The 12,932-nt window shown below is 51.4% G+C and carries 7 protein-coding genes; 6 read left to right on the top strand and 1 reads right to left on the bottom strand.

Annotated elements, in window-relative coordinates; genetic code table 11:
- Positions 1–47: 47 nt before the first annotated feature.
- From FP815_14160 to FP815_14140, 5 genes are read left to right on the top strand one after another with little or no spacing between them, the layout of a single operon-like run.
- The gene (locus FP815_14160) at positions 48–1,370 is read left to right on the top strand and encodes an HDOD domain-containing protein (protein MBA3016070.1); all 1,323 of its coding nucleotides are present in this window, start codon (positions 48–50) and stop codon (positions 1,368–1,370) included.
- On the top strand, positions 1,360–2,226 hold the full coding sequence (locus FP815_14155) for a protein-glutamate O-methyltransferase CheR (protein ID MBA3016069.1): 867 nt from the start codon (positions 1,360–1,362) through the stop codon (positions 2,224–2,226). The genes FP815_14160 and FP815_14155 overlap by 11 nt, the downstream gene beginning before the upstream one ends.
- Positions 2,226–5,024, top strand: a complete 2,799-nt coding sequence (locus FP815_14150; protein MBA3016068.1) for a response regulator — start codon at positions 2,226–2,228, stop codon at positions 5,022–5,024. The genes FP815_14155 and FP815_14150 overlap by 1 nt, the downstream gene beginning before the upstream one ends.
- A 46-nt stretch (positions 5,025–5,070) precedes the next feature.
- Positions 5,071–5,664, top strand: a complete 594-nt coding sequence (locus FP815_14145; protein ID MBA3016067.1) for a response regulator — start codon at positions 5,071–5,073, stop codon at positions 5,662–5,664.
- Between the two features lie 16 nt (positions 5,665–5,680).
- Positions 5,681–6,829 carry a response regulator gene (locus tag FP815_14140; protein ID MBA3016066.1) on the top strand — a complete coding sequence of 383 codons (1,149 nt, stop codon included), beginning with the start codon at positions 5,681–5,683 and terminating at the stop codon, positions 6,827–6,829.
- Between the two features lie 17 nt (positions 6,830–6,846).
- Here FP815_14140 and FP815_14135 read toward each other — a convergent pair whose 3' ends face one another.
- A complete protein-coding gene (locus FP815_14135) occupies positions 6,847–8,958 on the bottom strand; it encodes a hypothetical protein (GenBank protein ID MBA3016065.1) in 2,112 nt (703 codons plus the stop codon).
- A gap of 469 nt (positions 8,959–9,427) precedes the next feature.
- On the opposite strand from FP815_14135, the gene FP815_14130 reads away from it, so the two are divergent.
- Positions 9,428–12,932 (top strand): PAS domain S-box protein (locus FP815_14130; GenBank protein MBA3016064.1); only part of this gene is annotated, 3,505 nt, incomplete at its 3' end.

Genomic DNA, 12,932 nt, shown 5'->3' with positions numbered 1-12,932 from the left:
AGTATCATGATTAAGCTGAAAGCGCTAAGCTCTCAATCTGTCTCGCAATGAGTCGGCTGGTTATAACTGCCGGTGAATATTGTTACAGCAAGGCACCTGACATCTTGGAAACCTTTCTTGGCTCCTGTGTCGGAGTTGCCATCTATGACCCACGCCGCCAACTCGGCGGACTGCTTCATATTATCCTTCCCCTCGGTTCTGAAGAGAAAGAAGAACAACACCCTGTCTCTTACGCTCGAAGTGGGGTGCCTTTCATACTGGAAAAACTTATCGAGGCTGGTTGCCGTAAGGATCATTTGCAGGTGGTCTTGGCGGGAGGCGCCCATATTCGGACTTTGGGCAGCGGACCAAACCTGCAAATTGGGCAGCGGAATCTTCTCGCCCTTAGAGGGATATTCAGCTCTCTGAATATCCCGATTATCCACGAGGAAGTGGGCGGTGATTGTGGCCGTTATATGTCTTTTGATCTTAGTGATGGACGAGTTGCCGTCCGTTCTGCCTGTTCCGGGCACGCTCAATCTCGCTCTGCCGCATCGACCATTGGCCCTGAGTTAGTGTCCAAGGCGATTGCCGAATTGAAGCCGGTTTCCGATGCTGCCATGCAGGCATTGGTCTTGGCTCAGGATCAAAATAGCAGTTTTCGACAGATCGAGCGACTCATTCTTCAGGATCAGGTCCTTTCTGCAAGTATGCTCCGGTTGGTCAATTCCGCTTATTATAATATGCCCTATCCGGTCAGTACAATTTCTCAATGCCTGACCCTGTTAGGTTTGAAGGCCTTTCGGAAGTTGGTGATGCAGCTTATGGTCCATCATCATTTCGCGCGGAAATTGTATGCTTACTCTATGGAGACCGGAGCACTTTTTCATCACTCGGTGGCCTGTGCTAAAATTGCTGAGTTGCTGGTCGGCGCCAAGGCACCTGAGCAGCAGGAAAAGGCGTATCTGGCCGGGCTGATACACGATATTGGCAAGGTGGTGCTTGAACGCTGTGCCGGTCAGTGGTTTCCGAAGATTATGGATATGGTTTTGTTTCAAGGGGTCGAGTTCCATCAAGCGGAACAACAAGTGTTGGGCATTAATCATTCGGAAGTCGGTCGTCAGGTGGCGGAGTTGTGGAACCTGCCGACTGGTTTGGGGGAGGCAATTGCCTTGCACCACCATCCCAGGCAGGCCAGTCAGTCTGGCCTGCTGGTCTGTGCGGTCCATGTGGCAAATATATTATGCTGCCTCTTGGGCGTGGGTTTGTCTTCGGACACCATGGCCAATGGCGCCGACCCTTGGGCCTTCAGGGAATTGGGTCTGAATGACCAGGAAGTTGACGCTATTTTAGCAGCCGCTCCGGCGCTTATAGGTATTCATGTTCAGTGAACACGAGGAAGCAGTGCTCTGCCGGGTAATAACCTTGGCCCAGCAGTGGTCGGGATGTAATTTTACTCGCTATAATTCGTCTACCTTGCGTCGGCGCGTGGAGCGGCGAATGATTGATGTTCGATGCCAATCAGTAGGTGATTACCTTGTTTTTCTTGAGAATCATCCGTCCGAATATCGGAAACTGATCTCGGCGATGACCATCAAGGTGAGTCATTTTTTTCGCGATCCCGAGGTGTTTACGCTTATCGAACGACTGATTTTGCCGAAAATTATGGAGAGAACGACCACCTCCAGGCGGGCTGCGGTGCGGATCTGGAGTTCTGCCTGCGCCTCTGGTGAGGAGGCGTATTCTCTGGCTATTCTGATTGCGGAATTGTTGGACCAACAAGCTGCGCCTCACCAGGAGGTAACCATCCTTGCCACTGATCTTGATTGCGACAGCCTGGCCTTTGCGGCAGAGGGAATTTATCACGAGGAGAGCCTGCGGCACGTCCCAGAGTCAATTCGTAACCGTTATTTTAGACAACCGGATTCCCTGTCGTGTCATTATTGGCAGGTAACGCCTGAGCTGCGGCGGATGGTGAGCTTTGTTTCGTTCGACTTGACTAATCCGTCCCGATTATCTCCCCCGAGCGGTATTTTTTCGGAGTACGATTTTATTTTGTGCAGAAATATGCTTATTTATTGCCAGCATTCACTTAAGGTTGATATACTTCGTCGTTTTTACTTATGCCTATGTGCTGACGGGTATTTGGCCCTTGGTAGGTCCGAGTCCCTCCCTCAGAGCTATCAGGGGCATTTTTGCCCGGTTGATTCTCGCCTGAAAATTTACTTAAAAAAGGAGATGTTGTGATGTCTTGGAATATGTATCAGGGTCCTTTACAAAATATTTTTGACGAAAGTGGGATTCTGAAGCACGACACCATGGTGCAGATGCATAAACAAACCTTAAGCGCCATGCGGGTTCTTGATCGAGATTTTATTATTGTCATTCAGAATCCGGCGATGGATAAGGTCGTGAAGCAGCCGATGTCTTTGGCTGTTGGAAAAAAATGTTTCGACGTGGCGCGGTCGCGGGAGTTTTGTCATACCGATCTGTGCCCCCATGTTCAGATTATGTCTGGTAAGGCAAGTGTCGAGCAAACTTATCATTGTGAACTGTGGGATGGGAGCGGGTTTCCCGCCTGGGTATTGGCTACTCCTTTTTATGATGAGAATTACAAATTGGCCGGTTCTCTGCAATTAATCCGGGATGAAACCCACTTGATGGAGATTAACCATGCCATCGAGCAGAAAAACCAGGAGTTGGAGCGACTTCTTCGGCTGGCCAGTGGACAGAATGAAATTATCAAAGTCTTGAATCGGGAAACCCGTCTTGAAGACCTCGCGACTAATATTCTCCGTCTCATACCTCGGTACACCTCTGTGGTCACCGGGGTTATCTATTTTTTTTCCGAAACGGACCAGCGGTTGGTTCCGCTGGCAACCCAAGCTCTGTCCTGTCCTGCCCCCGAGTTTATCTTGGGGCAAGGGGTGCCGGGTGAAGTCGCCCTGAGGAAGGAGGCAATTTTTGTCTCGAATCTGCCGGAAAGCTTCCTGGCCTTTCGTTCTGGCACTGGGGTGGCACAACCGCCCCATATCGCCTGTCTCCCCATTCAGGTGGCAGAAGGGTTTCTGGGGGTGATGGAACTTGCCGCATTCCAGCCTTTTACCGATGAGCGGTCGTTTCTTGAGGATGTCGCCCTCCAGCTGGGTATTGCCATGCAGAACGCCATCAGGAGGAAACATACGGAAGATTTGGCCGTTGAAGTGCAGGCCAGCAATAGAGTCCTTGAGGCCCAGAATGACGAACTGAGAGCCCAGAGCGAGGAACTCATCGCTCAGAGTGAGGAGATTCAATCCCAGGCTGAGGAACTCATTGCCCAGAGAGATGCCTTGGAGCGCAAGACAGTGGAGGCGGATGAGGCCAATAGGATGAAATCGATCTTCTTGTCCAACATGTCACATGAACTGCGCACGCCATTGAATGCTATTCTCGGCTTGACTCGCCTGATGGGGGACGGTGTCGCTGGCCAGACCAACGCACAGCAGGACCAGTATCTGGAAGTGGTGATGCGTAATGCCGGGAATCTTTTGGACTTGATCAACGATATCCTGGATCTGGCCCGGATCGAGACCGGCCGGGAAGAGGTGCGGTTTGATCAGATCCAGGTGCGTGGTTTTCTGGAAGCGCTTACTGCCAGCATCAAATCAATGGCTGAGCGTCATGGTCTTGAATTCGTGCTCCAGATTGTCCCTGAGATCTCCATGATTGTTAGCGACGAGCGGAAACTCGGGCAGATCCTCACCAACCTCCTCGGCAATGCCATTAAATTTACCTCAAAGGGCGCCATCACCCTCTCCGTTCAGATTCAGGAGAGAAAGGGGAGAGGCTTCATCCATTTCACTGTCCAGGATACTGGGATCGGTATTCCCCAGGATCAGTTAGAGCAGATTTTTGAACCATTTTTCCAGATTGATGGTTCGGCCAGCCGCAAATATAAGGGCTCCGGCTTGGGCTTAAATATTTGCAAGAAGCTTGTCGTGTTACTCGGAGGGGAGGTCAAGGTGGTTTCCGAGCTTGATCGGGGTTCGACTTTTACTGTTATTGTCCCGGTTGATCGCCGGAGAAAAAACCGCCTTCCTGATCATGCCTGGCAGGAAAAACTCAGGTGGATGTTTCAAGGGGGAGCTGCCGAGCCTGAGCAACAGACGGTTTTCCCAGCGCCTGGAGTGATGCTGGCTCAGCATCACGATGATCGACTTGGAAAATATAACACCGGTATCCATATCCTCCTGGTCGAGGACGATATGATCTCCGTCCGGGAACTGGGGGTCCATTTGCGCGAGGCCGGCTACCGTATATCCTTTAGCCTCGATGGGAGCATCGGGCTGCAGCTTCTCGAAAAAGAAAAACCGGACCTGGTCGTTCTCGATCTTGTGATGCCGATTATGGATGGGTTTGCCTTCCTTAAGGAAATGAACAGCAAGCCGGACCTGGCTCGGATTCCGGTGCTGATCTTGAGCGGAATGGATCTTGATGCCGAGCAGACCAGCCGCCTGCCGGCCAATGTTAAGGGGGTATTGATTAAGGGGAATATCCGGGAAAATCAACTTCTCGATACCATCAGGGATGTTGTTGGCCTGTCGTTGGCAGCGATTACTCCTCATCCCCGCGAGACCGGGGTGCAGGGCTGTGTCCCAATGATCCCTCAAGTTAAGGGTAGGCCAAATCCTGGTGGGCGCCGAATTCTGGTGGCCGAAGACAATCATGATAATTTATTTCTTATCGAGGAAATATTGAAAATTGGTAACTATGAGATGATTAAGGCTTGTAACGGCCAGGAGGCTATCGATATGGCTGCTCGTATGAATCCTGATCTTATTCTCATGGACATCCAGATGCCGGATATGAGTGGGCTGGATGCCATCAATAATATTCGGCAACTGCCTGAACTTCGGCATATCCCGATTGTGGCGTTGACTGCCAGGGCCATGAAGGGTGACCGGGAAGAATTTATGGCAACCGGATGCGACGATTATGTTGCTAAACCGGTCGATCCTGTCGTCTTGATGGCCGTATTGAACACTTGGCTGGGGGAGGAGTATTAAGGTGGCAAATATATTGATCGTGGACGATAATCTTGACATTGCGTTCATGCTGCAGGAAAAAATTCGGGCCGCTATCGGTGGAACGACCCGTATCGCCACGAGCGGCCAGGACGGTCTTGAGGCAATCCTTGCCGAGCCACCTGATCTTATTTTGCTGGATATCCGAATGCCGGGTATTGACGGGTTTGAGGTCTGCCGACTTCTTAAGTCCTCGCCCGGGACTGCCTTAATACCGATTATTTTTCTCTCAGCCACTTATAATGATTTGCGTAGCAGAATCAAGGGGCTGGATCTGGGGGCGGATGATTTTATGGTGCATCCGGTGGATGACTTGGAGATGGTGACCAGGGTCAAGGCGATCCTGCAAATCAAGGAATTGCGAGATCAACTTGCTAGTCTGCAGGATACTCAAGGCAATCTTCGTGCTCAGCACTCCCAACTCCAGCAACGTCTGGCATCCTGCTGCACCAAGATGTTGAGCTTCTGTCAAGGTGGATCGGACGGCATGTTGTCAATCACTGAAATTGCTAAGGAAGCTCGAACTCAGTTAGCGTTCGTCAATGAAACTATAACCGGAAACTGTTCGAGGCCGAATCAGCCTTTAGCAGGCAGCTTAATTAATAAAGGGAGTGGGAGATAGTGTGGAGGCAGGTGAAATGGAACGTATTATGATTGTCGAGGATATGCCGGATAACTTACTGGTTCTCCAGGCCACTTTGGAACATGAAGGATATCAGGTTATTCCCATGATGGACGGCACATCCGCCCTTGAACTCCTGCAGGAGGAGCAAGGCGAGGTCGATCTTGTTTTGTCTGATGTGATGATGCCTGGCCTCTCCGGATATGATTTGTGCCGCTGCTTGCGGAGTAATCCTACGCTGGTCCATCTGCCGATAGTCCTGATTTCGGCAAAGTGCCTTAATGAACGGGATGCGCTTATCGGGATCGAGGCCGGGGCTGATGACTATCTGATAAGGCCTATCGACCCCCAGTTGATGAGCAAAAAGCTGCGGTTGCTGCTGGATCGTAAACGAGATCTGAATCATTGGCAGAGCAAGTGTCAAGATCAAACAAAGGAGATGGAATCGACGGAGTGGGGGGCTAGGATGCTGGTCCATGATATTCGCAACCCCATGAACGGGGCCATCGGGGCGGTCAACATGCTCGGCTTGGATCCGGATACCACCGAGAATCAACGTTTCTATATCAACCTTGCCCAGATGTGCCTAAAAACACAAATGGATATGATCCAGGATCTGCTCACGACAGTTGCGGCCAGGAACGGTAGTCTAGTTCTCTGTAAGGAGCCCTTTGACTTTGGTGCCTGCGTCCAGGAACAGGTCAGCTTTCAGCAGGGGGTGATGACGATGGAGAGTTGGAATTTCCACTGCCAGGGATTGGATGCCGGCCTGTCAGTCTCCGCGGACAAACGCCTCATAGCACGGGTCGTTGCCAATCTCATTATGAATGCAATCAAATATGGCGACAAACGATCTGGGGTGGAAATCTGGAGCGGATCACCTGAAGAGTGCCCTTTGCCTATTGCCAAGCAGGGTCGAGTTGCCTTTGTGATTATTAATCAGGCGGCGGCCATCCCGAAAGAGATTCAGCAGACAATCTTTCTGCCATTCACCATGGGGAGCAACGTGAAACAAGACCGAGAAAACTCTGTATTAACTGTGGGGGTAGGTCTGGGGCTTTGCTTCTGCCAGAAGATTATCAACTTGCACGGCGGTTTTATCAACATCATTTCACCGTTTCCGGGCAGGGAAGACGGGGTGGCTTTTTATTTTGTCCTTCCTTGATGGAGGTTTGGTTGTCGTCAGCCTTCATCGACTGGTCGATGGACCATCAGCATGGGTTTAGCGCAGTGTTGAGCTACATCTGCGGCCAGTGAACCGAAGAACAAACGGTGAATCCCCTTCGGGGGGTTGGCGGCCATGATCAGCAGGTCGTGATGCCTGGCTTCGTTGATTACGGTTTCCAGTCTGCTGTCGGTGGCGACCGCCTTACAAAAAACATACGGAGAGAGGCCGCTGTCAAAGGTCCAGTTCTCCATCATGTGTTCTGCCAGTTCAATCCCATCATCATCAACGTAAGATGACATCAGTTTGAGCAGAGTGATGCGGTGCCGACCGACTGCGGCCAAGGCCGCCAGGATGTCGTGAATGACTGTAAGTTCCCATGAGTTGATTAATGGGACGAGAATGCGCTCGCTGTGGAGTAGTCCGGAGAAACGGGCGACTATCACCTGGCAGGAAGCGGTTCTGGCAACCAGTTCCACCACCTTGAGCATCTCTTGGGCGCTGATATTGATGGGGTGTCCCAGGACGATGGTCATGGCATCAGATTGCCTCGCTGTGTCCACCAGTGACGCTGAGATGTCCTTTCCCTTGATCACCGCAGTGTTTAGTTCATAGCCCATCCTTCTGGTCTCCTCTTCCTCAATGTGAAACAGTTCTCGGCCCAGGTCATGGCTGTTTTTGTTGTGCTCTGTGTCTGGGGGGACGATCCGCACAGCCAAGGGCCTGGCCTTGTAAAAGTGGGCCAGCAGGGTGGAGATCCTGGCCAGACCGGCTACGGTTTTTGAGTGGGAGGCGCCAAAGAGCACCGTCCCGTGAGGATTTTTTGGTGGGATCAGTTTTCCCTCTGTCCATGGCGGCAATTCGATTCCCCGTTCTTCGTGTGCTGTCACGGCGCTACGTTGCTGGGTCATTGCTGCTGCGGTTTCACCGGCCCTGTCGAGGGCTATTCTTGTGGCAATCGGGCCGAAAATTTCAGACAACAACACCCCGGTCAGCACTACTGGGGTCATGATCTCCGCATAGAGCTTCAGGCTCTCCTCTCCTTGTAAGAGAAAAACCAGGCCGATGGCAACGCCGGCATGGGGCATCAGCGCCAGGCCGAGGAATTGGCGTTCCTGGGTACTGGCGCTGCTAGCAATAGCGCCTACTCGTGCTCCCAGATATTTTCCGGCAGCACGCAGGAGAAAATAGGAAAAACCGAGCCACCCTGCCAGTAACAGCGCAGAGAGAACGAGATGGGCCCCGGCCAGGGTGAAAAATAGGACGTAAATCGGAGGTTCAAAGGCGTTGATTTCCCGGAAGAGGCGGACGTCGCGATGATCCCGGTTGACAATGGTGAATCCGGCGGCCATTCCTGCAAGCAGAGGTGAGAGGTCGAGCAGGCGAGCGCTCTCGCCGCAAATCAAGAGAAGGGCCAGTCCTGCGGTCAGCATTTCGCCGCGGCTTTTTAGTCGATGGATGATTAGGTCCATGAGCAGGCCGGTGGCGATGCCGATTAGAAGAGAAAAGGTGATGTAGCGGAAACTGTCGGCCAATGAGCCGAGCATGGGCGAGTTGTTGTCGCCGGAGAGCTGCCGCGTAATAGTAACCATGATTCCGAAGGCGATGAAGGCCAGGCCGTTGTTTAACGCGACCACTTGCATGAGAGTGGTGGTCAGGGGGCCGGCTGCTTTTTCCTCCCTGATGACGTGCAGTGTAGAGTCCGGGGCAGTGGCAATGGAGACAGCGCCCAAGAGCATGGAGAGCATCAGCAGATCATTGCCGGTCCACGATGCCGGCCCGATTCCTGTCCATCTGGCGACCAGTAAGGAGCCGTAGCAGACCAGGGCAAAGCAGGCCAGTGTCTCGCCGCTGCTGATAGCTGCCAGTTTCCACGCTGCATGTCGCAGTCGTTTTAATTCAAGGTGTTCGCCGATGCCAAAGGCAATGAGCATTAAGGCGATTTGGGTGAAGTGGTCAAGGTGGCTGGTAATAGCGCCATGGGTGATAAGACCAAAGCAGGAAGGTCCGAGGAGCAGCCCGGCGACAATGTAGCCTGTTACCGACGGTAACCGAAATATCTGACCGATTTTGGCGGCGGCGAAACCAGCTCCGAGAATAAGCGCCAGGGCAAGAGTGGTGCTTTGCATATCAGGGGGTCCGTTTGAGGTGATTATGAATCGGCGAATTCGCTAACACGATTGACATCGGAATTAAGCGTGTTGATTCCAAGCTCTGTTGTCAAGCCGGTTCATCTTTGAGTCATGAGGCTGAGCGAACAGATTTTTATTGTAGCAGAGCATTTAATTTCTTTCTACGGTAGAATAGTTCGAAAGGACTTTCGTCTTTCGTATGTTTTTTTGAGCAGCGGAGGTGGACGGGAGTGAGTCGTGTATGTGGCGAAAAAAGTTGCTTTTTGTGGGGGATTTACCCTATGATTCATGGGTAGTATGGTGGGAATCTTCTCTGGCGTAACCGTGGAATGATGAGAGCTGTGCTAATATTTTGCAGTTGGTTCACTCCAGAGAGCAACGATTGCTGCTTTTCATTGTCGTTTTTTCGGCTAGTTTCTGCCAATTTAGCCACCAGATGTGACTCATTTCTTTCTCTCGAGGGTACATGACGTTTGCGACTTTCATGACGGGTCTTGTTTTTGGTCTCCTTGGTTTTGCCGGGAACTGGTTCAATTATGAGCTTTTTCAAGATGTTCATTTCTTGTTCGGCTCGGTCTTTGTCATGTTTTGCCTGCTTCGGTTCGGCGCCGTGTCCGGTATTATGGCCGGCATCATTGCCTCGCTTGCTACTTTCTTGCTTTGGCATCATCCATGGAACATTCTCATATTCTCACTGGAAGTAGTTTTTGTTGCCTACCTCCATCGCCGTCGGCAGGCCGACTTGTTGAGTGCAGAGATCCTCTTTTGGTTATTGATTGCGCCAGCCTTAGGCTGGCTTTTTTATTACCTCATAATGGATCTTCCGGGTGATGTTGCGCGTTTCCTCATCATTAAGCAGGCTGTCAACTCCATTGTAAACCTTCTGTTTGCCTTGTGCGGGTATATCGTTATCTCTCTTGTTCCAAAGTGGGGAGCTGGGCTTCCCAGTTACCGTCTTTTTATTCCTACCATCATGTTGGTGGTTACTCTGTTCCCGGCGCTGATCTATAGTGTTGTCGGCATCCGTGGTTTTCAGTTCCGCTGCCATGACGAGGCTATTGAGAGGACCCGTAGTATCGCTAAGTTGTCTCGGGCAACAGTCGACTATTGGCTGTCGAAAGAACTTCAAACCATCAAGGGTCTTGCTGCAGCGGTAAATCCGGAGTTGATGCCAGAGGTTGAGATGCAACGTCTGGCGGAAGAATATCTGTGGAATGATGCCTTATTAAAACAGATTGGAGTAATGACCCGGGACGCTATCTCCACGGCCTATGCGCCAGCCTTTGATTCTTTGGGGAAGTCGACCCGGGGACTTGATTTTTCGAACGGGCCCGATCGTGTCATTATTCAGAATCTTTCCATGCCCTATGTGGGAGATATTCAGAGGGGACAGATCGAGCCGGAATCCATGGAATTACCACTTCTGGCGCCGATATTTTCTGGTTCCAAAAACATTGGCTTCTGTCGAGGAGTAGTTGATCTTGGCGCTTTGCAGGCTTTACTGGATGGTCTTGTTGGCCCTAAAGGGGGCAATCTGATATTGATAGATCGTAATGGGGTCGTTGTTGCCAGCACTGATCCATCGTCTAAAGTGATGGCCCCATGGAGGCAAGCCAAGGGGGATGTCCGCTCTCAGGATAGTGAGGTATTTCTGTGGCAGCCGAGCCAGGCCCCTGGTCGCAGTCCATTCTTCCGGTGGCATCACTCCTTCTATTATAGCGAGGTTCGGTTGTCTCCGGAGATCGGTTGGACTTTGAGGATGAAGGCGCCGCTGCTTCCTGCCGTCACCCAGATTTCGGATTATGCCACTATAGTTTTCGTTTTGATGGCCGTTCTTATTGTCGTTATGTACGGCGTGTCATTTCTCATCAGCCGTTACCATATCGAGTCTTTGGTTACTCTGCAAAAATTGACGGCCCAAGTTGCCAGAGATCCAAAGATAGTGGTGTCTTCCTGGCCCTCCAGCCCGATTCAGGAAGTGGATGCCCTGACCCGGAATCTCCGACAGATGGCCGATGGTCTCCACGCTCGTATTCATGGCATGGAACATCTTAACCGGCATCTTGACGAGCTGGTGCAACTGCGGACTGCAGAATTGGATATTGTTAATCATCGGCTGATGGCCTCTCAGCGGATCGCTCACCTTGGCAGCTGGGAATTTGCTCTGCAGAGTGATAAACTTGTTTGGTCGGAAGAGATCTATCGAATTTTCGAAGTTGACCCCGAGCGTTTCGAAGTAACGTTCAACTCCTTTCTTGTCCTAGTTCATCCCGAGGATCGGGCCAATGTCGAACAAGTTTTTGCAGCATCTTTGGCTACGGGAACATTTTATGAATTCAGGCATCGGATTTTGATGTCTGACGGCAGGATTAAGTATGTTTACGAACAGGGAGAAACTGTATATGACCAGGAAGGAAAACCGTTATTGACTAGAGGAACGGTGCAGGATATTTCTGAATTGGTCAGGACGGATGAAGAGCGTAAATTAGTAGAGTTTCGTTTTCAAACTATTTTTAATCAGTCGCCGGATGGTATGTTGATCTTTGATCCTCTCACCCTTGGCCGGGCCATCGAATATAACGAAACCGCCTGTCTGCAGCTTGGCTATAGCCGTGAGGAGTTTGCCTGTCTGGACGTGTCTGATTACGAAGCGCTGGAAAGTCCGGCAGAGACTGCGGCTCACATTAGGCATGTGATAGAAACGGGGAGTGATGAATTCGAGACCAAGCATCGGAGAAAGGACGGCGAGATCCGTCATGTCCAGGTTACGGTCAAGGCCTTTCATGAGTATGGACGTAATCTTATTTTGGGTATTCATCGGGATATAACCGCTCGTAAGCGGGCAGAGGAGGAGTTACAGGAGAGTCGGGAGTTGTTTGCCCTGTTGATGCATTATTCGCCGGTTTACACCTTTGTTAAGGAGGTCGCCAATGGGGTAAGTCGGCACCTTGCGCTCAGCGATAACTATGAGTTGATGTTGGGCCGGCCGGTTGGAGCTATGATTGGTAAGAGTATGGCCGAGTTGTTCCCGGCTGATGCTGCCCTTAAGATTACGGCCGACGATATAGCGGTGATTGAGGAGGGGGAGATCGTCGAGCTTGAAGAGACGTTTGATGATCGGGTGTATACCACAATCAAATTCCCGATTTATCGCTCTGGGCGGAGCCCCTTGCTGGCCGGTTTTTCCATTGATGTCACAGACCGAAAGAAGATGGACAGTGTCCTGCGGGAGAGCGAAGAACGTTACCGTAACCTGGTGGAGTACTCATCGGTATGGATCTGGGAGACCGATGCCACTCTCCTTCACACCTATTCGAACGCTCAGATTGTGGAGATTTTAGGGTATTCTCTTGACGACTTCCTGGAGATGAGTATTTTTGAGCTGGTTCACCCGGATGATCATCAAAAACTTCGGGAGGTTATCCTGCGAGCCTTGACCGAAAAAGAGTCTTGGCGCCATAGGGTATTTCGCTGGCGTCATCAGGGCGGATCGTGGAGAGTGCTTGAATCGAGTGGCACCCCGTTCTTTGATGCCGAGGGGAAGGTCTGCGGACTTCGAGGGGTGGACATTGATATCACTGACCGCTGGCAGGCTCAGGAGTCCTTGTCCGAGTTGAATCGTACTCTGGATTCGTGGGTGAAGGAGGAGACCAACGCTCGGTTGAAGAACGAGCGGATGCTTATCCAGCAGTCTAAGATGGCGGCTATGGGAGAGATGATTGGCGCCATTGCCCATCAGTGGCGGCAGCCGCTTAACGCTGTTGCCGGGATTGTTCAGGACATTAAGGGCGCCTTTATTGTAGATAACCTCGACCGCGAATATCTTCAGGAGTCGGTGGAGGATGTCATGCATCAGCTTCGATTTATGTCGAAGACCGTGGATGATTTTCGCGACTTTTTTCGTCCGGACAAGCTCAGGGAGGATTTTGACGTCAAGATGGCCATGGTTGAGGTCTTGTCGATGTTTACTG

The organism is Desulfobulbaceae bacterium, from assembly GCA_013792005.1.
In the GTDB taxonomy this organism is placed as follows: Bacteria; Desulfobacterota; Desulfobulbia; order Desulfobulbales; family VMSU01; genus VMSU01.
This window is presented reverse-complemented; position numbering and strand designations above follow the sequence as displayed.

Coding starts and splice junctions, on each gene's coding strand:
- FP815_14160 (MBA3016070.1), top strand. CDS start 48: ATGAGTCGGCTGGTTATAACTGCCGGTGAATATTGTTACAGCAAGGCA.
- FP815_14155 (MBA3016069.1), top strand. CDS start 1,360: ATGTTCAGTGAACACGAGGAAGCAGTGCTCTGCCGGGTAATAACCTTG.
- FP815_14135 (MBA3016065.1), bottom strand. CDS start 8,958: ATGCAAAGCACCACTCTTGCCCTGGCGCTTATTCTCGGAGCTGGTTTC.
- FP815_14145 (MBA3016067.1), top strand. CDS start 5,071: ATGCTGCAGGAAAAAATTCGGGCCGCTATCGGTGGAACGACCCGTATC.
- FP815_14140 (MBA3016066.1), top strand. CDS start 5,681: ATGGAACGTATTATGATTGTCGAGGATATGCCGGATAACTTACTGGTT.
- FP815_14150 (MBA3016068.1), top strand. CDS start 2,226: ATGTCTTGGAATATGTATCAGGGTCCTTTACAAAATATTTTTGACGAA.